At 45.1% G+C, this 25,263-nt stretch carries 20 protein-coding genes; 9 read left to right on the top strand and 11 right to left on the bottom strand.

Translation table 11 applies throughout. The features are described from left to right. Positions 1-140: 140 nt before the first annotated feature. Positions 141-530, top strand: coding sequence for a winged helix-turn-helix transcriptional regulator (locus AC6EJC_RS13655; RefSeq protein WP_444954419.1), 390 nt, complete (start codon positions 141-143; stop codon positions 528-530). A 270-nt stretch (positions 531-800) separates the two neighbouring features. Next, positions 801-1,247, top strand: a complete 447-nt coding sequence (locus tag AC6EJC_RS13650) for a hypothetical protein (protein ID WP_444954418.1) — start codon at positions 801-803, stop codon at positions 1,245-1,247. Between the two features lie 111 nt (positions 1,248-1,358). Here AC6EJC_RS13650 and padC read toward each other — a convergent pair whose 3' ends face one another. Then, positions 1,359-1,850, bottom strand: a complete 492-nt coding sequence (gene padC / locus AC6EJC_RS13645; protein ID WP_444954417.1) for a phenolic acid decarboxylase — start codon at positions 1,848-1,850, stop codon at positions 1,359-1,361. A gap of 167 nt (positions 1,851-2,017) precedes the next feature. Here padC and AC6EJC_RS13640 point away from each other — a divergent pair, with 167 nt between their 5' ends. Next, positions 2,018-2,566, top strand: a complete 549-nt coding sequence (locus tag AC6EJC_RS13640; protein ID WP_444954416.1) for a PadR family transcriptional regulator — start codon at positions 2,018-2,020, stop codon at positions 2,564-2,566. Between the two features lie 99 nt (positions 2,567-2,665). On the opposite strand, the gene AC6EJC_RS13635 is transcribed toward AC6EJC_RS13640, so the two are convergent. The 3 genes from AC6EJC_RS13635 to AC6EJC_RS13625 are packed head-to-tail and all read right to left on the bottom strand — an operon-like array spanning position 2,666 to position 6,679. Beyond that, a complete protein-coding gene (locus AC6EJC_RS13635) occupies positions 2,666-3,865 on the bottom strand; it encodes a Ger(x)C family spore germination protein (RefSeq protein WP_444954415.1) in 1,200 nt (399 codons plus the stop codon). Then, positions 3,862-4,956 carry a GerAB/ArcD/ProY family transporter gene (locus AC6EJC_RS13630; protein ID WP_444954414.1) on the bottom strand — a complete coding sequence of 365 codons (1,095 nt, stop codon included), beginning with the start codon at positions 4,954-4,956 and terminating at the stop codon, positions 3,862-3,864. Before AC6EJC_RS13630 ends, AC6EJC_RS13635 begins: the two co-directional genes overlap by 4 nt. A gap of 22 nt (positions 4,957-4,978) precedes the next feature. Continuing rightward, positions 4,979-6,679, bottom strand: coding sequence for a spore germination protein (locus AC6EJC_RS13625; RefSeq protein ID WP_444954413.1), 1,701 nt, complete (start codon positions 6,677-6,679; stop codon positions 4,979-4,981). Between the two features lie 301 nt (positions 6,680-6,980). On the opposite strand from AC6EJC_RS13625, the gene AC6EJC_RS13620 reads away from it, so the two are divergent. The 3 genes from AC6EJC_RS13620 (at position 6,981) to AC6EJC_RS13610 (ending at position 12,832) form a co-directional block, all read left to right on the top strand. Beyond that, the gene (locus AC6EJC_RS13620) at positions 6,981-7,322 is read left to right on the top strand and encodes a phage tail protein (protein ID WP_444954412.1); all 342 of its coding nucleotides are present in this window, start codon (positions 6,981-6,983) and stop codon (positions 7,320-7,322) included. A gap of 46 nt (positions 7,323-7,368) precedes the next feature. Beyond that, a complete protein-coding gene (locus AC6EJC_RS13615) occupies positions 7,369-11,271 on the top strand; it encodes an immunoglobulin-like domain-containing protein (protein WP_444954411.1) in 3,903 nt (1,300 codons plus the stop codon). A 295-nt stretch (positions 11,272-11,566) separates the two neighbouring features. Then, positions 11,567-12,832 (top strand): exosporium glycoprotein BclB-related protein, encoded by a 1,266-nt coding sequence (locus AC6EJC_RS13610; protein WP_444954410.1) that lies wholly within the window; start codon positions 11,567-11,569, stop codon positions 12,830-12,832. 75 nt (positions 12,833-12,907) lie between these two features. On the opposite strand, the gene nirD is transcribed toward AC6EJC_RS13610, so the two are convergent. The 7 genes from nirD to rpe all read right to left on the bottom strand — a co-directional run bounded on the left by nirD (position 12,908) and on the right by rpe (position 20,864). Then, a complete protein-coding gene (gene nirD / locus AC6EJC_RS13605) occupies positions 12,908-13,228 on the bottom strand; it encodes a nitrite reductase small subunit NirD (protein ID WP_444954409.1) in 321 nt (106 codons plus the stop codon). A gap of 40 nt (positions 13,229-13,268) precedes the next feature. Continuing rightward, a complete protein-coding gene (nirB, locus tag AC6EJC_RS13600) occupies positions 13,269-15,698 on the bottom strand; it encodes a nitrite reductase large subunit NirB (RefSeq protein ID WP_444954408.1) in 2,430 nt (809 codons plus the stop codon). Between the two features lie 368 nt (positions 15,699-16,066). After that, positions 16,067-16,738 (bottom strand): DUF4867 family protein, encoded by a 672-nt coding sequence (locus tag AC6EJC_RS13595; protein ID WP_444954407.1) that lies wholly within the window; start codon positions 16,736-16,738, stop codon positions 16,067-16,069. Next, positions 16,735-18,594 carry a beta-glucoside-specific PTS transporter subunit IIABC gene (locus tag AC6EJC_RS13590; protein WP_444954406.1) on the bottom strand — a complete coding sequence of 620 codons (1,860 nt, stop codon included), beginning with the start codon at positions 18,592-18,594 and terminating at the stop codon, positions 16,735-16,737. Before AC6EJC_RS13590 ends, AC6EJC_RS13595 begins: the two co-directional genes overlap by 4 nt. Positions 18,595-18,734: 140 nt before the next feature. Next, positions 18,735-19,694, bottom strand: coding sequence for a DUF7916 family protein (locus AC6EJC_RS13585; RefSeq protein ID WP_444954405.1), 960 nt, complete (start codon positions 19,692-19,694; stop codon positions 18,735-18,737). 44 nt (positions 19,695-19,738) lie between these two features. Then, complete coding sequence (gene rpiB / locus AC6EJC_RS13580; RefSeq protein ID WP_322172494.1) at positions 19,739-20,188, bottom strand: ribose 5-phosphate isomerase B; 450 nt, start codon at positions 20,186-20,188, stop codon at positions 19,739-19,741. 19 nt (positions 20,189-20,207) lie between these two features. Then, on the bottom strand, positions 20,208-20,864 hold the full coding sequence (gene rpe / locus AC6EJC_RS13575; protein ID WP_444954404.1) for a ribulose-phosphate 3-epimerase: 657 nt from the start codon (positions 20,862-20,864) through the stop codon (positions 20,208-20,210). A 338-nt stretch (positions 20,865-21,202) separates the two neighbouring features. Between rpe and AC6EJC_RS13570 the strand changes: the two genes are divergently transcribed. From AC6EJC_RS13570 to AC6EJC_RS13560, 3 genes are read left to right on the top strand one after another with little or no spacing between them, the layout of a single operon-like run. Continuing rightward, the gene (locus AC6EJC_RS13570; RefSeq protein WP_444954476.1) at positions 21,203-22,873 is read left to right on the top strand and encodes a spore germination protein; all 1,671 of its coding nucleotides are present in this window, start codon (positions 21,203-21,205) and stop codon (positions 22,871-22,873) included. 24 nt (positions 22,874-22,897) lie between these two features. Further along, positions 22,898-24,001: a GerAB/ArcD/ProY family transporter gene (locus AC6EJC_RS13565; RefSeq protein WP_444954403.1), complete on the top strand. Its 1,104-nt coding sequence runs from the start codon at positions 22,898-22,900 to the stop codon at positions 23,999-24,001. Next, positions 23,994-25,187 carry a Ger(x)C family spore germination protein gene (locus tag AC6EJC_RS13560; protein ID WP_444954402.1) on the top strand — a complete coding sequence of 398 codons (1,194 nt, stop codon included), beginning with the start codon at positions 23,994-23,996 and terminating at the stop codon, positions 25,185-25,187. The genes AC6EJC_RS13565 and AC6EJC_RS13560 overlap by 8 nt, the downstream gene beginning before the upstream one ends. The last annotated feature ends 76 nt before the right edge of the window (positions 25,188-25,263 follow it).

The following is a 25,263-nucleotide window of genomic DNA, read 5'->3' as shown; positions in this document are numbered from 1 at the left end:
ATTCTTGCACACATCATCCGTTTGTCCCTGTCCGGTCTATCTGTACCCAAACGTATGCATAGTTTCCAAAATGGATGTATCTCCTTTTGCGTATAGTAGTTATTAATAGTATACTTGGAATAACTACGGACAGGAGGTCGATGAATATCACTACTGTAAAAGACCGGATTGATTTGAAGCTGATTAATTGTGATAAAGAATTGACGCTCGCGGTCATCGGTGGAAAATGGAAGCTGATTATTTTGTGGCATCTCGGTATGGAAGGCACCAAGCGGTTCGGTGAATTGAAGAAGCTGATCCCCCACATTACGCAAAAAATGCTGACCAACCAATTGCGTGAGCTGGAAGAAGATAAACTCATTCTTCGTAAAGTCTATCCCGTCGTCCCTCCGCATGTGGAATATTCACTGACGGAGCATGGTGAAAGCCTGATTCCGGTACTGAGAGCGATGTACGATTGGGGATCAAACTATCGCGAGAACGTGATCTGGAAAGAAGAAGAAGCGATTCAGGACGTCGCACCCGTGTGATCAGCTAAATTAGCATTTTGCAAATGCTGAAATATATTTTTAGTAGAGACGACCCTGGGGAGACCTGGGGTTGTCTTTTTGTAATATAAAGACGTTCGGCAAGATAATAAAAGAAACGGATGCAAGTATCCGTTTCCATTGGCATTAGAACTCGTTTTCCGCTACATATCCTTATTTTACACTTGTATTCGTGATTTACATTACATCCGCTGTGACGTATGATTCTTCCATCCCTATTTACAGTGAACCCGAGAAGGAGGCCGTTCTAGCATGAGCATGACGCTTGCCCAGCCCACAACGCCCCAAGCGACCCAATTACGCATTGGTTCCATGGAAATTATTCAATACGACTATCGTCAATTTCCTGACTCCAAACCCTATCAACACCATTGCTGCGGCTTGCTTACTATGTCGTGTAACGGCGCTCAAGGCCGGGCGGAATACGAACTGCTTGAAATTAAAGGAGCCTTTGACCTCGTCCGCTGGGCTTCCGTGTTTACCTTACTCAAGGGTCTGTCCCTGACCGAGGCTGAGCAATATATTCAGCATCACGCTGATCACTGGGGGCCTGTTAAAACAGAGCTGGCTCTGTCTGCCTTATCCGACCTGGCTACCCATGCGAACCTGCACATTCTCTCCCCAGCAGTCCCCATCCTAACTCCCCGGATTAGCCGTTCGTATCTCATTGAGCATGGTCTGGTCTACTATTCATTCTAAATATCGCCCACAGACCCATTTTCAACCCACTCTCCAGTTAACATAAACAAGCCTGGGACTGTTCACACAGGCCAGGCTTTACACTTCCACTTCCATCAGCAAAGGTTTTGATTATACTTGCAGCTTACCCGCACGAATATCGTCTGTCATTCCTGCGTAAGGTGCTTGGGAAATCAATCGTTCGTTGTTCACACCCGCATTTTCGATGAATGTAATATCTGCAAATTCAGGAACCACATACTTCGGATACGTTTCATACTTTTCACGCGATTCTTCCATCAGCGGAATAAAATCGTTTTGATAGCGCACAGTGATTTCCGGATGCTCATGAACCCATTTAGGGAAGAAAATAATACCGTGCATACGTTTTTCCTCAGGCATAAAGTTCAGAGAAACGTCAGTGCCTGTCGGTTCGGTCCACGATACTTTATACACATTCTCCACCAGCTTCACCAGATTCACCTTCTGATCACGTACCCAGCGGCCGCCTACCATCCCACTATGAATGCGATAATCAATCGTATTTTCATTTTTAATATATATTTCGTACTCCCAACCATTCTCATAGGTGTAGATCATGTGGCTGCCGATAAACTTGTCCATCTTGCATCCTTCTTTCCTAATTATAAGTTTTTCATGAATTGAATAGGAGACCAAAGATAATAAGTAGTCAATTTAAAACATGTAAACTTAAACATGTTTTTAACTACATATGAATTGTAGCACTGTGGTATACTAGTGTCAAATACCGCTTTACGAGGAGAGCTACGTTGAAACGCACATTAAAATATGCCATTTTGGGCCTGGTTCACAAAGAGGAAATGAGCGGCTACGATATTACGAGTCAATTCAAGAAGGAAATCGGACAATTTTGGAGCGCCAAACACAGTCAGATCTATCCCGAGTTAAAGAGGCTGACCGAAGAGGAACTCATTGAATATCGCACCTCCATTACAGGAGCCAAGCTGGAAAAGAAGCTGTACTGCATTACCTCTAAAGGAACCCAAGAGCTGACCGAATGGCTGCTGAGTCCCAAAGAGTTACCGGAAACGGAAAAGGATGAGTTTATGCTCATGCTGTATTTCTCAGCAGCCATCCCCAAGGAAGAAAACAAGCGATTGTTCGAGGACCAGATTGCCAAACGGAAAGTGAAGCTGGAATATCTGTACGAAAGTAAAAAATCCCTTCAACGGCTGGACGAAAACCTTCAAGCTCCCGGCTCTAATCAATTCGGCCATTATCTGGTACTGAGCCGTGCCATTAATCGGGAGGAAAGCTATATTACGTGGCTGGAAGAAACGCTGTCCCTGTTTGAATAGTTCTTTAGGAAAAAGAAATAAGAAGTATAAAAAAACCTTCAACGCCCCGTAGATTCGTGGTATTGAAGGCTTTTCTATAACACGTGAAAATGAATCTCTTTAGTCTGCCGTTGTAATCGAAGAGCCGTAATCCTCAATATGAATATCCGTGCTAAAACGTACTGGAATGGTACTAAAAGTTGTATCCCAATCCTTTTTGACCTTATGCCAGACTTTAGGATGTTGAATCCTCAAAGCTTCTCCGAAACCTCCGACATCTGCCTGCAACTTATGCAATTTGGCTACGGTTTGTTCGGCTAATGAATTCACTTTCTCCTGAAAGAGACTCTCTTCTTGTCCGAGCACATTGTTGCTGCGCAAATTTTCACTCTTGTTAAAAACCTCCGAAACGCGTCCCTCTGAGGTCATTTTTACTTGGAAGGAAATATTGTCCCCCTGAACTATGGCCTTGATCCTGCTTTTCACCGATTTGATCTCATATGCAATATTTTTACCGGTTTGCGGATCGGTACTTTTCAGCACGCCTCCAGCCAATTGGCCTTTGATCCACATGAGACCTTCGACCTCTGACTCATTCAGAAATCCACCGTATGTTTGTGTCTTTCCCTTGATGATTCCCGCACCTGCGAGCTTGATTTCATTCTCTGCCGTAATGACATTAGGCAATATAAAGCTACTTTTACCCTTCATGGGACCGATCACTTTAACCAAGGCCACGGGCTTTATCAACCGCGCGTTTCGTTTACGGTTTACGAAAATATCCTTTAAGATATAGGCAGGAATCTGACCGGGGATTCTCTCCTGAAGCGCATTGCCAGCCTTATCCGTACTAATCAGCAGCTGGACGCTGGGCCGGATGTCATTATCCCCCAAAAAAAAGTCCAGCAGCTCATACAACGGAATCTTACGGAGCAGACTGGAGCTGATAATAATCGTTTTTAAATGATGTCCGATGGGAGGCCGATTGGTCCGCAACGAAATTTCTCTTAACATTTCAAAAACGGAATCTCCCGTTTCCGTAATATTAAAAAATTTTTTAGCTTGTGGAGAGGAACTGTTGGAGCCGCCGCTTTCCTCTGGGATGATAAATTGAAAGGTTCCCGTAATTAACTCTTTTTTCGGATACTCTCCTCCTTTTCGATTAATTTGCTCTTCTTGCGAAGATTTTTCCGCTACATCCATAGCAATGCCTGTCTCCAGATTTAGATCCTCAACCGGAGAGCTGCTCCAGCAACCTGAAAGTGTACTGCATATCAGAAGACCCGCCATTCCGAGTAATCCAAACCGGACTCTTTTCATGACCGTCCCCCCCTCCAGCGAGAAATAAGTAACAGCGGCAGTGGAAGCAGAGCGAACAAAATGAAAGATCCATTCCCGATGATCGTTCCAAAAGAAAATAACTCATTTAGGTTTTTAGGAATTTGCGACAGGACATAAATGAACGGGAGCAAAATAAACAGCATCTTGGAATAAGAGCCATTCAAAATTTGAGAAACTCCGAGCGAAGCGCAATAAAAAGCGATACTGAATGTGGCAAAAATTTGCATGATCCAGATCGACAGCAATAGGGATTCGAACCGTTCAAATACCAGATACTCCACTTCAAAGCTGCGAGCCAAATCCAAAAAAGGCCAGGTTCTGGTCACAATCCCTTCCACCGAAAAAACGCCAATGCACAGAATCAACGCAGCCGTATAAAAAACGACCGCGATCCCAAACGCCAGCCCGATTGCCTTGGTGGCTTTCTCCGGTTTTTCCATGCGACAAAGAATAATAAGCAGAGACTCGGTCCCCGTTAATGTCAGGGTTGTAGTCTTGAGAGTTCTAAGCACTGGCATCACCCCCTCCGACAAGACAGGGCGCAAATTATTCAATTCAAAAACATTCAATCCCAGCAAGCATATCAACAAAAAGATAGACGCCGTAATCGGAAATATAATTTGACATATTCTCCCCAAAGATCCAATGCCGCCCATGCAAAGGTACAGAGAGATCCACATAAAAAGTGCTGAAATAGCCCACGCCGGAGTTCCTTCAAGTAGAAAGAACGACGTAACTTCCTCCACAGATCGGATTTCGAATGCAGCTATACTAACAAAATAAATGACGAGTAGCGCCCCTAACCCTTTGCCGACAGCTTTGCCTGTGATCTGCTGAACATACTGGTAAAAGGTACTCTCTGGAAACCGTTGACTTAGTTTAACCATAATCCATCCGAACAGGAAAGTTACCCCCCCTGCTAAAATGACAGATATCCACGCATCCGGTGTTTTCGCAGCTTCAACCGCTTCTCTGGGCAGGGTAAGCAACCCAGCAGCCAGCATAAAGCTAACCACAATCGCCGTCGTCTGTAATGTTGTGATTTTATCCACTTTTTTCCCACGGGCCATCTTGCTTCCTCCTGTATTGAACTCATCCTTTTCGCTTGGGGTCTTTATGCTTCAATAGAATGGGTCTGTTTCTCATAAACTGTAACGGTGCCCGTATGAAGTAATCCTTCCAGTCCTTCAACGAACGCGGGGCCGTTAGACTAAGGAATGGCACGCCGAAGCTTTTTAACTTCACCATATGAATACTCAGCATCAGAAAAAACATGATCACTCCATACAAACCGAAGATGGCCGCCGTAAACATCGCCGCAAAACGAAGTACACGCATGGAAATCCCAGCACTGTATACAGGTGAGGCAAAAGAGGAGATGGCCGTAACTGCCACCACAATGACAAGAATGGGACTTACTATTCCGGCGTCTACGGCAGCCTGTCCAATAATAAGACCGCCGACAATGCCCATTGCAGGGCCTATGGGTTTAGGCAGCCGGAGTCCTGCCTCACGTAAAATTTCGATGGAAGTTTCCATAATCAGGGCCTCGATTAGCGTGGAAAAAGGAACCCCCTGTCTCGCACTGATAATGGAAATAACCAGCTTGGTCGGAATCAGTCCGGGATGAAACGAGATAAATGAAATATAGAGCGCAGGAGCGAACAAAGATATCGAAGTTGCCATAAAACGAAGAAATCGAATAAGCGACCCTGGTATCCATCGTTCATAGTAATCTTCGGGAGACTGGAGCATCATCCCGTACGTTACAGGCATAAGGAGCGCAAAAGGTGTACCGTCCAGTAGAATCGCTACACGTCCCTCCAGCAAAGCGGCCATGACCCGATCCGGTCTCTCCGTATTCTGAATCTGCAAAAACGGGCTAAGAAAATTATCCTCTATAAGCTGCTCCACATATCCTGACTCCAGTACCTCATCCATATCAATGGTTTTTACCCGCCGCTTCACCTCATCTACAAGCTCCGGATCGGCAATGTCTCTGAAATAAACCACCATAAGCTGCTTCTCCACTCTTTTGCCGACTTTGAATGACGACATGGCCAGCTCCGTACTTTCTCCATGCCTGCGCAGCATCGCCGTATTGTCACTGAGTGTCTCGGTAAAACCGACTCGCGGTCCCCGCAGCACCGATTCCGATATGGGATCTTCCACCCCACGTGTACTGCCCTTGGGTGTACCCAGCACAAAAGCACCCGGTATGCCCTGAATCATGAGGATCACTGAACCAAATAACACCTTTTGCAAGGAAAACCGCACATCCAACGTATACTCTGTCTCCGATACCAGCATGACCTGGTGAATAATCATATCCCGAAGCAGTTCTCCTTTCGGAAGATCGTCGCCCTCTTGCCCGGAGCTGCCCCAATCCATCAGCGGCTTTAAAATGTTCTGATCCATGCCAACCTTGTCCGTTAATCCATCCACAAAAAAAAGTGTGCCAACAGCGTTCAACTTTTCCAGAAAAATCGATCGTTCGTTCACGTCTGACATATCCGTGACTGCAAGTCTGATTTTTGCTAAATTGACTTCATAGTCTTCGGTAAAGGTCTCCTTTGCCTTCTCTTCCTCACTTACAGACGGATTGCGATCTGCATGCTTCGAACGGTCTTGTTCTTCTAGAAGCTTTAATCGCTCCATACGTCTGCTCTCTCGACCATCCAGCGCTCTAATTTGTCGTACTGTCAGAAAAATAATCAAAGGTATGATGAACAAAAAGAAGGCTTCCATCCACACGGTCCATTTAGGCATATGAGTTCCGATTGCCTGCCACATGTCCATTTCTCCTTCCCTCACATCCAATTTGTATATATATTTACCGGGAATAGAAAAAAGATGCATGAGCGACGAATCGCATAGGGTCACATACGACCAAACGAGGGATATTTCTTCCTAAATATATTCATTTTGTGGAATAAATTTCTCAATCAATTAAAGGTATAAAAAGGTAGATTTGATGGGCGAATTACGGTGTCAAAAGTTTGAATCCATGATAGTATCTATTCATTCTATGACTAATGTCACAAATTCCTTGAGTTTTTGTCCATTATTCAAATTTTAAAAGGGAGTTGTAGGTATGAAGAAGCATTTTTGGAAGAAAGCCGCTGTATTGAGTTTGTTAGCGATCATTTTGTTAGGAGGAACGGCGATAAGTCCCAAGCAGGCACAAGCATCGCCCGAACCTTATCTTGGGGAAATTACGATGTATCCTTACACTTTCGCTCCCAATGGATGGCTAAAATGTGAAGGTCAGCTCTTATCTATTTCGCAAAATACAGCACTGTTCAGTCTGCTGGGTACTAATTTCGGGGGGAATGGAACAACCACATTTGCATTGCCTGATTTGCGTGGAGCCTCTCCGATGCCGAATGTAGATTACTACATTGCAACATTAGGGGATTTCCCGCCCCGTCCATAATGAATGTGTTCAATGGTGTGCTATTTAATGAAGAAGAGGTGATGGCGTGCTCGAAGGCAATAACTTCACACGCAACAAAATAAAACCCTATCGATTGCTGATTCCATTGCTGCCATTCATCGGCGGTGCGTTCCTGCTCATAGGGACAAACGAGGCCCAAGCTGCTGGTTCGGAAAATGTAGTGCTGCACAAGCCTGTAAGCTCAAGCGGTTACATCCAGCCATATGAACCCTCCAGAGCAGTAGACGGATCATACGAACCGACAAGCCGCTGGTATCAAGCCAGCAACGGTGAAAAATGGATCCAGGTAGACTTGGGAGACTGGTATATCGTAAATCGGTACGTTGTTACAGGTATGGGAGTCATTTATGGGTGGCAAGATCAACGTGATCCTTACAGTTTCCGACTGCAAACGAGTAGTGACGGGAGCAATTGGGTGACTGTTGATACCGTTCAGAATAATGAGAATTCTAATTTTGAAAAGAGCATTACTCCTGTAACTACACGATACTTGCGATTATATATTGATCAAGGAAATGCGAGAAACAATCTATGGGCTTCTATCATGGAATTCGCAGCTTATGGGGAGCGATTGCCCGTTCCGCAGGCTCCAGGTCATTTTACAGGAATTAAAAAGGAAAGTACGGTGGAATTGAGCTGGGATGCGGTTCCTTATGCGACTTCATACAAAATCATACGAAATGGTGTAACGCTCTATACAGGTAGCTTAACCCAATTTATAGACACTTCAGCATTGCCGCCAGGTGAAGCTCTTTACAGTCTTCAGGCCGTGAATGCTAAGGGGGAAAGTACTCCCTCAGAGGTTAAAGTGAACATGCTTACCGATGCCGAGGGAGTTGCACAAGCAAAAGCCGCACTTGCTTTAGGCTTCGCACCTGGAGATGCAGCTGATTCGGTATCCCAAAAGCTGACATTGCCACTCACTGGATTGAATGATACGACGGTGAGCTGGAGTTCGGATACCCCTGACGTCATTACGAACGAGGGGGTTGTAACACGCCCGCGGTACGATCTGGGTGACCGAAAAGTAAAACTGACAGCAACGATTGCGAAGGGAACCGCCTCGGATACCCAAACTTTCGAGGTTACCGTATCGAAGATAACTGCTCAAGATACATTGGATCAAGCAGCAGACACCCTCTCGCTTGGCGATTTGTCTGCGGTAAAAGAAAATATATCTCTCCCTTTATCCGGTTATGGTGGTGTGCAGATCGAATGGTCCACAGCTAAACCTCTTATTATTGCAGCAGATGGAACACTCACCAGACCCTCCTATAGTAGTGGAGATACGGATGTTACCCTAACGGCTACCCTGCAACTCGCAGGCTTAACGAAAATAAAGAATTTTACTGCACACGTACTCAGTCTGCCGATAAACGACACCGAAGCCGTTGACGCAGCATACAGGGCGCTTGAGTTGCCGACGACTACAGTAACCGGAGACGTATATTTGCCAAAAGACGCTCTGAATGGCGTTCAGGTGTCATGGTCATCGAATCAGCCCGAGTTCTTGGATCATAATGGACATGTAATATTCCCGAGCTATGTACAGGGTGATCAGACCATTACGCTGGAAGCGGTTCTGTCTAGAGGCGGGGTTGAGCTTCGAAAAACATTCAGCCTGCTCGTGCCTGCACTGCCCGTAAGTGCTGGTGAAGCAGTGAATTTGGCGGCAAATACACTGACACTGGATTACCCGCAAGGGATTAAGGATTCCATCGCCCTGCCTCGTACAGGGGCATTCGACACCCAAATTGACTGGTCCTCGGATCAACCGGATATCCTCAGCAGCAGCGGTCAGGTGAATCGGCCCAAGTTTACAGACGGTGATGTTAATGTGCAATTAAAGGCAACGGTGTCAAAAGGTTCGGCTTCCGTGCAAAGAACATTTATTATCACAGTATTGAAGGCATTGCCGAATACACCTTATGTACGTTTGAACGGCAATAACCCAATTGTTCTGGAAACTGGCGACAGCTTCACCGATCCGGGAGCAAGTGTACTGGACAGCGTATACGGCAATGTTCTGATCCCTGAGCTGTCAGGCAGCGGTAATGTCGATACAAATGTACCCGGCGTATATGTATTGAACTATGCTTATAGCGATAATGGAGGCTGGACGGCAGAGCCTGCAGAGCGCCGTATAAACGTGCTGCCCCGTGCTGTTGGAGCCGCAGCAGGCAATGAAGAAATAGCCTCTGTGATCGTTACAGGCGCCCTACCGGGCGCTCGGCTTGAGCTGTACAATGCCCAGCAGGAGCTTATAGCCGAAGGGATCGCTTCCGGAGAGGGGAAATATATTTTTACACTCGTTCCCGAGGGAACCAGCTACTATGTGCTACAGAGCGTAAATGGCATGAAGAGCGCTCCCTCAGGGTTAGTATATGCACAAGGTTTAACCGCCCAACGTGTCGCGGATTCCATCACAAGCATACCAGCCCCTACAACAAGTGATTCACTGCTCAGGTTGCCTGTTGTACCCGATGGTTTTCGTGTGACCCTCAGCCATAGTAGCCAGCCAGACATCATCCGCACAGATGGGACCCTTTTCCCGGCAGCAGCTACATCAGTTGTCACTGTAATTTTAGATGTCATAAAGGTAGGCGATGGTTCTCATGCTTTGACACAAGCGATAGAAGTCATCGTCCCTGCCAAGATTAGTACGGACACGGGCAAGTCTAATAAAGATAAAGACGAGGATCTGGATACTTCTGCTGTCATACAACAGATAGGATTCTCCGAACAAGGGAAAGATGGTATCCTCTTTACTCCTTCTGCGGCATTTCTGGATCAACAGATACAAGAAGCGCTTCGCGAAGGCAAGGCATACGCAGACATCCGTTTAGAGCAGGAAAAGCAAATTAGTCGTGTTCTCCTTTCTCATTCTTTACTGAATAAATGGGATAAGATCGGAGCTTCGGTGATATCCCGATATGGAACACTGATGATATCCAGTGACATCCTAACCAGCATGGCCTCAGGCCAGCAGGACGTTACATTGTCATTCCAGCAGGCAGATACACAACGTACACAGCAGATCCGCGATTGGGCCCTGCAACAATCCAACCTGAAGCGGATTGGGCCGGCTGTAGAAATCAAAGCTAACGTGACAGGAACCTCGTCCATCGTTCTACCACTGGATAGCGAATCCTTAAGTACATTGCAAAATGTGGAACCCCAATTCTCCATTCTTGTTATTCATGAAAATGGCGAGCGTGAGATTCTAAAAGGCACTGCTGTGATGGATTCACAAGGAATTTTGTCGGGTGTGAGTCTGAATACGACCCGGTTAGGTACCTTTGCCATTGCAATCTCCACAGACGCAAAACCTCAAACCGATAATGCCAGTGTGCAAAATGACCAAATCAATTCGTCAGATTCAACAGAGCTAGCTCAGGTATGGCCGGATATACAAGGTCATTGGGCAGCGAAGTCCCTGCAATCTCTTGCAGCCAAAGGCTGGATACATGGCTATAAAGACGGCAACATGCGCCCTGAGCGCGCGGTAAGCCGTGCAGAATTTGTAGCCATACTGACCAGAGCTTTGGGAACTTCTGGAGATGAGAGCCTATCTACCTCATTTACAGATATGAAGGGACATTGGGCTGGATCAGCCGTGGATGCCGCTCACCGTCAGGGATGGATTCAAGGGCTAACCGCTCAGACTTTCAGACCTGATGAGAGCCTTACCCGTGAACAGGCGATGGTGATCCTGTCACACGCGATACAGAATCAGACATCCATTTCCAGCACTACTGCACTGCAATCCTACAAGGATAAGCAGCAGATTGCAGCATGGGCTTCCACAGCATTCGAAAATGCGGTATCCTCGGGATGGATCAGTGGTTATCCAGACGGAACGCTCAAGCCAAAAGCGGCTATCAGCAGAGGTGAGATGGCCGAACTGCTGGTACGTATTTTCAAATAAGACTGATTAGGCTCCATGGATTAAATGGATTACAAACAATACAGCGCGGCTTCCGAGTTAATCGGAGACCGCGCTTTTTTTATGAATATTTTATACAGCGTGATACAGTTGGAAAGCCATTTTGGAGATACAGAAAGTCATTATTAATTTTATGTACAAGCCTTCAATAATAATCCTCGCTTGTTTATTCACCCTTTTCGCTTCAGTAAATATATTATGAATATCTGCGAAAAGGGGCGATTAACCACCTGTCACCCTCTAAGTAGGAAGAATGGTGAGGAGGAGATATTTGAACATGAAACACAAAAAACCGTTCAGGTTCAGTGGTGCTTCAAAAAAAGACGAGGACTGCAAACCACCAAGAGTTAAGAAAGGCCCCGAAGCGCTTCTCGAGCTAATTAATGAATTGATCGCGATCATCCCACTTGTATTCGCAAATCCCTCTGCGGCTAATGTATCTTCGTTGCAAGAGATTTTAAGACGTTTGTTGTCTCTGGCGAATTGCTTAAAACTTAGAGGTGGGGCTAAGGCCGACTTACTGGCGGCGTTGGAGCTGGCTATTGTAGCTTTAGAAGCCACCCCTTTCTCCCCAATCAGCGTAGGAACTACACTGCAACAATTGCTGGATGTCCTATTGTCCATCGTTTTACAGGAATCTATCGAACCTGCCCTTAAAGACAGTTTGATCAGTGCAATCAGAACCGCCGGAACGGCTATCAGTATTGCGTTGGGTACCGCGTCCACGTCAGGGGCGCCTGGGCCACAAGGGCCAGCGGGTCCTGCGGGGCCGGGTGGCCCTCCAGGTCCCGCAGGTGGACCAGGGCCAGTAGGCCCTGCCGGACCTGTCGGCGCAGCTGGACCTATCGGAGTGGCCGGACCTGTTGGTCCTGCCGGGCCTGCGGGGCCAATTGGAGCCGCAGGCCCTATCGGGGCCGCAGGACCCGTAGGCCCTGCCGGAGCCACTGGAGCCACTGGCGCTGCCGGAACCGCGGGAGCCGTTGGAGCTACGGGGGCTACGGGTGTAACTGGAGCCACCGGTGCGGGGGCAATCATCCCGTTCGCTTCGGGAGGACCTGCTATTCTGACAACCATTCTTGGCGGGGTGGCAGGAACCACCAGTTTAATCGGCTTTGGAAGTTCAGCAACAGGTATTGGTCTCGTAGGCGGTACCATTGACCTCACAGGTACGCTTGTAGGACCGCTAATTAACTTTGCTTTCTCCGTTCCACGTGATGGTGTGATTACATCCATTGCCGGATATTTCAGTACTACGGCTGCACTAGCCCTTGTAGGTTCATCTATAAGCATCACAGCCCAGTTGTTTAGTTCCCCAACACCTAATAACATCTTTACAGCAGTTCCCGGAGCTGCAGTCACATTAACTCCACCGCTGACAGGTATCGTTGCCTTGGGTACGATCTCCAGTGGCATCACTACCGGATTGGCTATACCCGTAACCGCTCAGACCCGTCTGCTTATGGTCTTCTCCGCAACAGCTACAGGAGTTTCCCTCGTTAACACTGTAGTGGGTTATGCAAGTGCAGGTGTTACCATTACCTGATCCAAGATGACAAGAGCCCCACAGGATCTAGTCCTGTGAGGCTCTTGTCATCTTGGAATTTATGCAAAATGCTCATTAAAGCGATATTTTTACTTCTTCTCCATCCTCCCGAATGTCGAATGTTTTGACTTGTCCGGTATCAGGCTCTTGAACGGTACCTGTCTCCAAATCAATCTTCCAGTCACATAGTGGGTCATAAATGTAATGACCGGATACCATCGCTTCGGTAAGCGGCCCCCCTTTAGGATGCGGGCTGGAATTTTCAACAGCGTAAAGCTTATTCTCCGAAGTGCGGAAAACTGCGATTTCCTTATCATCCAACCGAATCGTCCGCCCAATTCTAGTTGGGAAATCCTTACTCTGACCTACGATAAGCCATTCGACATGCTTGATCATTTGCTTGATTGCTCCCTTCCTCAGGCATTTTAGATACAAATCACACAATAGACGGGGTGACGACCTCAAATAAGTTCTTGCGTGAATCCGCATCATTGATGATCTTTCTCCACGGGTCTTCAACCTGTTGTAGTGCAAATTCAATCCGTCCTACTAAAGCTTTACGATTATCTATATCGTGAACAACTGCCTTCTGAATCTCTTCAAGGCCGGTCCGTTCCACCCATTCCGAAGTACGTTCCAAATATTGGCCTGTTTCCCGGTAGAGTTGCATCACGCTTCCTACAATATCAATCAATTCAGCGTCGGTTTTCACTTTACAGAGCGAATCAGCCAACCGTGCTTTGATACCGCCGTTTCCACCGATAAAGATCTCCCAGCCTCCATCATTACCTACGATTCCGATATCTTTCGTACACGATTCTGCGCAATTGCGTGGACACCCATTAACCGCTAATTTGAATTTTGCTGGAAAATCCAGTCTTTCGAATTTCCGTTCCAGAATTTCTCCCATTCCCATCGAGTCCTGTGTGCCAAAACGGCAAAATTGCGATCCAACACAGGTTTTAACTGTACGCAGTGATTTCGCGTAGGCATATCCCGACGGCATATCGAGTTCTTCCCATACTTTAGGCAAATCCTCTTTACGGACACCAATCAAGTCTAGGCGCTGCCCTCCTGTTACTTTAACGACTTTAACGTTGTATTTAAGAGAAACATCAGCTATTTTCTTCAAATCTTCTGGGGTCGTTACACCGCCGTACATTCTTGGAACAACTGTAAACGTTCCATCCTTTTGAATGTTCGCGTGCAATCGCTCATTCACAAAACGGGAATCTTCCTCATTTTCATAGCTATCCGGGTTAATCATCCCCAAATAATAATTCAGCGCCGGACGGCACTTGGAGCATCCTTCATCATTATGCCAACCAAGTACATTCATAACTTCACGCGTTGTTGTCAGCCCTTTGGTTCGGATAGCTTCAACAATCTCGTCCCGGTTTAATGTTGTGCAGCCACATATTCCTTGTTTGGCTGTCGTCTTGAAGCTGTCTCCAAGAACATACTGAAGAATTTGTTCAACAACCGGCTTACACCCTCCACAGGAACGTGTGGCTCCGGTGCATGCTTTAATTTCATCGACTGTGGTCAGTCCGTTTTCATTAATCGCATCGACAATTGCCTTTTTGGTCACACCGTTGCAGCCGCAGACAATTTCATCATCAGCCATAGTTTCAGCGGATGACGTTTTAGCACCGCCTTTACCACACCCAGTACCCATGAGCTGTCCATAAATTTCATCCGTCATCGATGTTTGCTGTCGCACATATTTCTGAAGACTAGCAGATTCGCTAACATCCCCGAACAATACAGTTCCTACAATTTTATTATCTCTAAGCAGCACTTTTTTGTAAGTATGCTTCCATTCATCCTTTGCTACAATCACCGCATGCTCAGGTTGAGTTATGAATTCCCCGGCCGAGAAAACATCCACTCCTGAAATTTTGAGCTTGGTGGAAACCACTGATCCCGCATAACCTTCTGTATCCACACCTGCCAGATGCTTTGCGATCACACTTCCCTGTTCAAAAAGCGGCGCAACCAGACCGTAACAGATCCCGCGGTGTTCAACACATTCCCCTACAGCATATACATCCTGCATTGAAGTCCTCATCATGTCATCGACTACAATTCCACGGTTCGTTTCCATACCACTTTGCACAGCCACCTGAATATTAGGCTTGATTCCGACGGCCATAACGACCAAATCCGCTTCCAGTTCGCTTCCATCCGAAAACCGCAGCCCCTGTACCCGATCTTGACCATATACTTCTGCAGTTTGCATTTGCATAGCAAACTTGATTCCCTGGCGTTCTAGTTCTGCTTTTAGCATCGCAGAGGCTTCCCGGTCCAGCTGACGTTCCATCAAATCCTCCATCAAATGAACGACAGTAACATCCATACCCAGGTTTACCAAACCTTTAGCTGCTTCCAGCCCCAGTAGACCTCCGCCAATGACAGCTGCCTTTTTATAGGTCTTCGCCGCCTCAAGCATTGCCGAGCAATCGGCGATATCTCGGAAACCGATGACACCCGGTAATTCTTTGCCCGGAATAGGTAGAATAAACGATTGTGAGCCAGTAGCCACCAAAGCCACATCGTAATCAATTTCCAGTCCGTCTTCGGTGTGAATCTTCTTGTTCTCACCGTCGATGCTTTTCACCATTTTCCCTGTATATAAAGTAATCCCTTGATCCGCGTACCATTGCAAATCGTTCAGTATGATATCATCAATCGTTTTACTGCCTTCCAACACATAAGAGAGCATGATCCTGTTATAGTTCGGATGCGGCTCATTTCCCAGGACCGTAATTTCATACTTATCCGTTAATTTCAAAATTTGTTCGACCGTATTGATACCAGCCATCCCGTTCCCTATAACCACAAGTTTCTGTTTACTGTTTATCATATACCGGTTCCTCCATTCATTCGACGATACTTCCTATCCGACGACATCTCCTACGTTCCTATGAATATTGCTTATGCTTCTATTCTAATGCAGCAGATAGAGCTATATGTGATCACAATCACAATGTAGTTCAAATTATAAACGTTTAGGGATTTCCCTATTTCATTTCAAGGGATAAAGGTAGATTTTTAAAATCAAATTTCATAAATATTAAATGCATACCTACACAACCTAACTGCTATGATCCTCCTCACTATAAATTTTATAGATTATTCTACAAAAAAAGAAACCATCCTCTGGAAGAATGGAAACACCATTCAACATGCTCCAGAAGCGGTTTCTTTGTTTTATGAAATATTGCGTTTGACTCAAATGGGTGAAATATTCAGCAGCTTGCCGTGTAGTCCGGGGTGAACCCCGGCTGCAATTTTTTCAGTCTGTGAGCTGTGAACCATGAGAAATTTATTTTTTTTCGTAAGCAATGGATTTCCCTGATGGTTCCCACTTATATCAAGCGGCATATTCGTTCCTGCCGGAAGGATCACGATCGTCAAATACCCTTCTCCGTCAACTTTGCAAGGAGCATAATGAAGTGTCGTTGAATATAGCTCGACCACCGTATTTTTAGGCTGAAAAAAAGCCTGAACATTTCCGCTGTCAAAAGAATTATTTTCAATATCCTGCACTCTGCCGACTAGGTGGATACAGTCCGTAGCAGCAATTACCACCTCACTGCCCTGATGATATTCCAGCCCGGTCAGCCCCGTATTCTGCCCCGTGCAAAAACCAGCCTGAATCGGAAGTTGGCCGTATACCTTATCTTGAATCTGGTGAATTACACCGAAGGCTTCGAGTTCTGCCACCGAAGGTACATAATGATTTCCCTGATCGGGTACGCTGGTCGTTTCTTCTGCATACTTGATGAGCTCTGTGGTATTAAAATGAGGCAGCAGCCTCCCATACGGGCGGAACGCTTCGCTCATTACCTCATGAATGACCAGAGGTGCATTGACTTGATTTAGTCTTTCCATAGTCTTCATAGCTTGACCTCCAGCAATGAATCTCCTGTGTGCACTCGGTTATTTCCTAACACCTTAACGTCAGAGTATTCGGCTGTATTGGTCACTATAATCGGTGTAGTAATGTCATAGCCCAGAGCTTTAATTTCTTCAATATCGAACTCGACTAGCAGTTGACCTTTGGTAACCCGATCTCCTTCTGCGATATGCGTTTTAAAATGTTGTCCTTTCAATTTGACGGTGTCCATGCCGATGTGAACCAGGATCTCCGTTCCTCCATCCGATACAATGCCAATCGCATGGCCTGTACGGAAGGCATTAGCTATAGTTCCGTTGAATGGCGAAAGCAGTTTGCCATCCTCAGGTACAATAGCAACGCCTTTACCCATGGCTCCAGTAGAGAACACTTCATCAGATATCTCGGATAACGGTTGGATAGCACCCGTCAGCGGGCTGGAAATATTCTCGTTCGTCAGCGTAGGAGCTGTGGTTTCAACTTCTTTCTTCTCTTCATGGACTGCAACCATTTCTTTTTCCATGGAATCATTAAATCCAAAGAAATACGTGGTAATGGCTGTGAATACATAAGCTACTATAATGGCAATTACGAATCCGGCAAATCCTGTGCCGAAGAAAATCGGCAGGGATGCCAAGCCCGGTATACCTGGAGCAATGGCCACGGAACCCGATGCACCCGTAATTGCACCTGCTATAGCCCCCCCGATAATAGCCCAGATGAACGGTTTTCTATATCGAATACTGATCCCGTAGATAATTGGTTCTGTGATGCCGAACAAACCCGTTATTGCTGCAGGACCTGCAATCGCTTTTACTTTTGGATTTTTAGTTTTAAGGAATACACCCAGTGCCGCACCTGCTTGTGCAAAGTTAGAAGGCGCAAATAATGGTTTCAAAGTATCATGACCGTATACCGCAATGTTATTGTACATGATAGGAATAAACGCCCAGTGGAGCCCCATAACAACCAACATCTGCCACCCGGCACCTACAATGACTCCTGCTACAATCGGACTCAAATTGTATAAGAAAGTGTAACCCTTAGCCAGCCCCAAGCTCGCATATATTCCAATTGGTCCAACCGCAATCAGAGTCAAGGGAACGATGACCATCAGACAGATAAGTGGCGTTATAAAATTTTTCACGCTATCATGAATAACTCTATTCAGGAATTTCTCCAAAATTGATAGCAACCAAACCGCGATAATCACTGGAATAACCGAAGAAGTATAACTCATAAGAATAACAGGAATATTGAAGAACGAAATATCCGCTTTATCGTTATACAAAGTAATAATATTCGGATACACCAGAGCCCCTGCTACCGCAAGCGCAACAAAGGTATTGGCTCCAAATTTCTTCGAAGAGGTCACAGCAATCGCGATCGGCAGGAAATAAAAGATACTGTCTGCGGCAGCGAACCAGATCGAATAGACACCACCTGTTTTGGTGAGCCATCCCAACGAGGCAAGCATTAATAAAAGCCCTTTCAAAATCCCGGAAGCTGCCAGTGCCCCCAAAAACGGTGTGAAAATACCGGAAATAATGTCCACCGTTTTGTTGAACCAGTTGCCTTCAGGAGCAGCGGATGCATTCGATTTGTCGTCATCTCCAACGCTACTGATCTTTAAAATGTCTTTATATACGTCACCAACCGTATTTCCAATGACCACTTGATATTGTCCACCGTTTTCAACAACTGTAATAACCCCGGGAATATTTTGTGTTTGGTTCTTGTCGGCCTGATCCCTGTTTTTTAATTTAAATCTCAACCGAGTGGCACAATGCACCAAGCTAGAGACATTTCTTTCTCCGCCAACGGACGCTAAAATGTCTTTTGCCAGTTTTTCATTGGACATACTGCTCGCTCCTTTAATCCTCATTTGGCATATTTCTATGAAAGTAAACGTTTACATGAATGATGGTAATCCAAAGACTCTACGCGCACTCCAAGGAGTACGAAAAGAATATAGAGTCTTTAAATTACACGGGTCAATCGTTACCGGCTTCTTCCTACCATTCTCTTGATTGTATGTCTGCGTCCTTTAATGGACAGCGCAAGCTGGTATACGTTCTCAGGAAGAGGTGTTCCTGCATAACCACCATCTCCAATGGCATGAATATCCGCCCCCGTCTGTTTCATCATGAGTGCGATTAAGGCAATCGTTTGAACATCTGCCCCTTCAACTGAGCTGTTCAGGAAAGAAAGAGCAAGCGTTCCGGGTTTATACGAATGGACAAATTCTACACACTGTCTGACATGCTCTACTGTAATGCCATGTCTGGAGCCAGGTGCAGGCAACGTAATAACATCAGCACCAGAATCGATCAAATCCTTGATAATATCATTGGAAGGTCTCTCGCTCAGCGGATCGCCCAGCACCTTCTCGATGGTGCCGTCTTCCCATTTTCCGGCGCAGATTAAGATTTTATCCCCTAGTGTTTCTTTAGCCAGCTTGGTAGCCTCAATGATCCGTTCAAAGGTTGTACCTGCGGAAGGATTTCCTCCCAATACGATAAAGTCAGCTCCAATCTCCAGAGCACGCAGGAAGTTCTCTCTGGAAGCGACTCTTCCTTCTTTGGCCTCTACATATTGCTCTCCCGCAACCTGTGCATCAGGGCTTGGACATTCAAAATAAATTCCAAGCGGAACTCCAGCCCATTCTTTGACTTGTTTCAGACTATAAGGCTTATCAGCCAGCTTGCCGTGTTTCATATCCCGCAATCCGATATTGGACTCTTCCTTGATCATGTCAAAGCCGTTCAGCATAACCATATCTGCGCCGTAAGCTGCTTGGATCTCCGCATTGGTAACACCATCGACCAGACCGGAATTCAGCATCACATGATGCTGTCCCATAATGACGCGTCCTTCAGAAGCCAAGATGGACTCTTTCAAATCTGCTGCGCTAAATTTCAAAATATCACTTTTGGTGCTGGCGATTAATCTTTTAGCCAATGTAATCTCCTCCAAGTCATTTATGTTTTATAAGTGGTTGTTTATCAGCACAAATGCTGCTCTTCAATATCTGAAATCATTTTTATGCGGTCACCATGGCGGCCACCTTCAAATTCTGCCTCCAGCCATGACTTCACAATCATTTTCGCCAATTCACTTCCAACGACACGCGCACCAAATGCAAGAATATTCGTGTTGTTATGCTGCTTAGACAACTGTGCCGAATAAGGCTCACTGCATACTACGGCGCGAATTCCCTTTACTTTGTTGGCTGAGATGGATATACCCACGCCTGTGCCACAAATGAGAATACCTGCGTCAGCTTGCTGGCCAACAACCGCCTCTGCAACAATCTTTCCATACCTTGGATAATCGGTTCTTTCCGAACTTTCCGGTCCGTAGTCTATGACCTCATGACCCAACTCACGAACATAAGCTGAAATAATTGCTTTAAGCTCTACAGCCACATGGTCACTCCCGATGGCAATTTTCATGGCTTTATTCCTCCCCGAATTAGTTATTTTTTAATCTGTTAATGATGGTTTTGTAGGATTCTTCTTTACCAAACAAAGTGGATGTCCCCAGAACGAATCCTTCAACCCCGTAGTATGTCAATTCGTTGATCTTCTCTTCGGAGATCGCCCCATCAACTACGATTGTATAATTCAGTCCCTTTTCGTGCTTGAATGCTTGCAGTGCTTTAATCTTGTCGTTCACGAAGGGTAAATATTTTTGCCCTGCAAAACCTGGATTTACGGTCATGACCAGCACATAGTCAACCATGCCAAGTAAAGGTTCCACCGCAGCAATTGCTGTTCCTGGATTAAGGGCGATTCCTGCTTTTACCCCTCTTCCAACAATTCGATCAATGGTACGCGTCGGATGCATGTCAGACTCCGGATGAAAATAAATGATGTCTGCCCCCTTATCAGCAAATAAATCAATATACGCAGAAGGGTTGTCAATCATCAAATGTACATCTACTGTTTTTTGAGTTTGTTTACGGATGTACTCCAAATCCTGAAGCCCCATTCCAAAGTTGGGAACAAATTTACCATCCATAATATCGATATGATAAATATCCACATTCGCTTGATCCAGTGCGGCTACTTCATGCTCCAAGGATCTAAAATCGGCGCACATCATAGAAGGACATAATAGCATATTCATTAAAAATCATCCTTTCCGATTCGAGTAAACGATTACTCAAGCATAATAATATTGCTTCATACGATTATTTTCTATGTCGAGTTAAAAACGAGATAACGTTTACTCTTTGAAAATTTTAGTAACAATTTATGGAGTTGCATTTGGGTAAACGTTTACCTTTACACATTTAAATTATCATCTTCTGATACCATTGTCAATCAACTCTTTGCAAAAAAGCACCTCATCGAACAAACCTTTTCAATTCATGTGTAAATACAACCTTTATAAGGAATACTTTATGAACAACTTCTAATTTTACGGGGAAATGAGATGAATTGAATTATTTGGAGGTCATCATGATGTGGTCTAAAATAGTATCTTTTATTCCGAGCTGGATTACACTCTTTCAGGCTGCTCTCGCGTTGATTATTCCTTTAGGGATTTATTATATAAACACCTTGATTTATTCGTTTGTCGGCAGCAAGGGAGCGAAATCCAAACATTCTTCTGATCGTCCGCTCTCCGATGAAAATAACGAAGGCCACGCTGATCAGCAGCATGAACCAAGGTCCAAAATCATAGGGAATTATGATGCCGATTTGAAATCTCTCCAAGCGGCTATAGGCGAGAATAGTGATGTGCATTTTCGTGAGTTTATGGTGAAGAAATTTCATGCACGGTCCGTGTTAATCTTCATAGAAGGTATGCAGGATGAAGAGCTTATAAACAAGCAAGTATTGCAGGTCTTGATGTTTGAGGGCCAGCAGGATCAGCCGGAAAGTATAAGTAACTCTTTTATAAAAGAAAGCTTGATGCCACTTACGCAAATTAGTGAAGTAGCCGATATGGAGGAGCTGCACGAGTTTATCCTATTAGGCTATACCGCACTTTTGATTGAAGGAATGAAGGAAGTACTGCTGGTGGGGTCCCCTAACGGCTCCGTACGATCAGTGAATGAACCCACCTCAGAAGCATTACTTCGGGGCCCCCGAATCGGTTTTACGGAGGTATTAAGTGAAAATACTTCGATGCTTCGACGCCAAGGCTTAAATAAAAATCTGGAGATGAAGAAGTTTCAAGTAGGCAGCAGGATCAAAAAAGATCTGGTTATTGCATACATAAAGGATATTGTAAATCCGGAACTTCTTCAGGAAGTGAAGAACAGAATTTCAAAAATAGATATGGATTTTTTGGCTGAATCCGGTTATATAGAACAACTTATTGAAGACAATTATTTAAGCCCATTCCAACAGGCTCACAACACAGAGCGCCCCGACCGTGTCATTAGTGCTTTGCTGGAAGGAAGAATAGCAATTCTGCTGGATGGCACTCCCTTTGCGCTCATTGTTCCGGTGACCTTCAGTATGCTGCTTCAATCTCCCGAGGACTATTATGATCGCTGGATTCCAGGAACACTTTTACGCCTGTTGCGATTTATCGGAGCTTTTATAGCGCTTATGGGTCCTGCTTTATATATCTCTTTTATATCGTTCCATCCCGGTTTGATTCCGACCAGGCTGGTCATTAGCATTATTGAAACCCGTCAAGGTGTCCCTTTTCCATCTGTCATAGAAGTTATGATTCTGGAAATTTCAATCGAAATCTTGCGGGAAGCCGGCATACGATTGCCTAAACCCATTGGTCCTGCGATGGGCATTGTGGGAGGTTTGGTCATCGGCGATGCTGCTGTAAATGCAGGCATTGTTAGCCCATTCCTTGTGATTGTGGTTTCGGTTACTGCCATTTCTTCATTTTCGATACCAACATACAGTGCGGGCATTACCTTGCGTCTTTTGCGTTTCGCCGGAATGCTCTTTGCAGCAATTTTGGGCATGTTCGGAACAATTTTGTTCTTTCTGTTAATTTGTATCCATCTGACGAAATTGAAAAGCTTTGGGGTACCGTACATTACTCCTTTCACACCCATACGTCTAAAAGATTGGAAAGATCTTTTTATCCGAGCACCTTTAAGTTTAATGAAACGAAGACCCGTGATGATGAAAACTCAGCAAAGCAAGCGCAGATCATAATACCAAAAGGAAGGAGGAATTATTATGTTTACACGCACTGATGACAAGATCACATCCACACAGGCGGCAGTATTCCTGACCAATAACGTATTGGGCGCAGGGATTTTGACACTGCCGAGAGGTGTAACTGAAACGGTAAAGACTCCGGATGCATGGCTTTCTGTCCTAATCGGCGGATGTATTGTCATATTAGTGGTCTTGCTAATGGTAAAATTAAGTCAACAGTTTCCAGGAAATACCGTGTATCAATACTCCAGGAAGATCGTGGGTATCATTCCGGGAGGATTTTTAAGTCTGTTATTAATTATATACTTTATCATCATCGCTGGCTTTGAGGTTCGCGTTTTGGCTGAAGTGACCATGTTTTTTCTGCTCGAAGGTACACCCGTCTGGGCGATTGTGATTCCATTCATCTGGGTGGGAAGTTACCTGGTTTTTGGAGGAATTAATCCCATCGCACGATTATATCAGATTGTACTCCCGATCAGTCTCTTTTTTTTGCTCCTCTGCTTTGTCCTTAGCCTGAGGGTCTTTGAATTGGATCATCTTCGTCCTGTATTGAGTAACGGGATTCTGCCTGTAATTAAGGGGCTGAAATCGACTGTCCTTGTTTTCACTGGATGTGAAATAGTCATGACACTGGTCGCTTTCCTGCAGCACCCTGAAAAAGCCGCCAAGGCCATGGTAGTTGGAATCAGTATCCCTTTGGCATTGTACTTTTTGACAGTAGTTATGGTAATCGGTGGGTTATCTGTGGACTCTACTGTGACAAGTACTTGGCCCACCATTAATTTAATGCGCAGTTTTGAAATCTCAGGATTTCTTTTTGAACGTCTTGAGTTTCCACTGCTGGTGATTTGGATGATGCAAATGTTTTGTAATTTCTGCAGTTTTTACTTTAATGCATCCTTAGGTGTCTCACAGGTATTTGGCCTTAAATACCGTTATGCTATATTTAGCTTAATCCCGGTGATCTTTATCTCCACTATGACTCCTGTTCGTATGACTGAAGTGTTTAGTCTCGGCGATGCGATTGGATACATGGGAATCATTTTATTCTTTCTGGTTCCGGTACTTCTTTTAATCGTTTTTATGATCAGGAAGAAGGGAATGAAGCAAAATGTGTAGAAGATCTATCCTATCTTTGCTGCTTGCCTTCATTCTTCTGGTTACTCAAGCTGGTTGTTGGAGCAGCAAAGAAGTGGAGGAACTAAGCATATATACAGGACTGGCTCTAGATAAGGGTGAACTCACTCCGTTAGAACAGGACTTGGAGAAGAAAGGAAGCCATTACTTCAAGAAAAATAAAATTACGGCCACCATACAAATCGTCCCAAAAAAATCTTTTGGGAGCACAGCTAAACAAGGCGGTGGACCTGGGCCAAACTATATCAATATAGCTGGCACCGGGGATTCTTTATTTGAAATCTTCCGGCAGTACTCCATCCGCTTGGAGCGCCCGATTATTGGTCAACATCTAAAGGTCCTCGTGGTTTCCACCGAACTGGCGAAACAACAGACGATGCAGCAATTGATGGATTTTGTGCTTCGTGATAATGATATTCGGCCTAGCTGCCTGGTTTTCTTAAGTCAGGAACGAGCAGCTGACACATTAGTTACAAAATATAAGGATGAGGTCCCCTCCTTTCATCTTTTGTATATGCTTCGTAACCATTTCAGAACCAGCAAGCTGATGAGAGGGGTCAATTTATCTGAACTCGATGGTTTGATGCATTCCAAAAAAAGCTATATCCTGCAAAACATTATTGAAGCCCAAGGAGAGTTTGAATTTTCAGGTGCCGGTATTATTAAGGGAGATACCGGTCATTGGATCGGTAAATTGGGGCAACAAGACGTGGAAAGTATTTCATGGATTAAGGGGGATGTTCAGGGCGGAGCTATCAAAACGTATGACGAGCGGAATAAACCTATAACTTATGAGATCAAATCCGTGAAGAGCAAAATAACGACTAAGGTGGCCAAGGGAAACGATATATCCTTTCATGTCAAAATTGAATCCAAAGGACGTTTAATCGAAAACTGGGATGAGAAAATGGACCCGACTGAGACACGAAACATGAAAGAGGCTGAGAAAGAGTTTGAAAAAGAAGTGACTAGAAGGATTAAGTCTCTTATGCACAAGCTACAATCGGAATATAAAGTCGATGTTGCCGGTTTTGGCGAACACTTAAATATTGAAGAACCTCAAGTGTGGAAAAAAGTAAAGGATGATTGGGATTATAAATTCAGCCAAATACCAGTAACCTTCGATATTAAATTATCCATTACGGATTTAGGTTCATCTGCTGAATGATTAAAGTCTACTCAAGAGTTTCTCCTAAGGTAAAAGAAAGAAACCCTCTTCCTAAGAAGCAGGGTTTCTCCACAAC

This window comes from Paenibacillus sp. TY11, from assembly GCF_059772165.1.
This window is presented reverse-complemented; position numbering and strand designations above follow the sequence as displayed.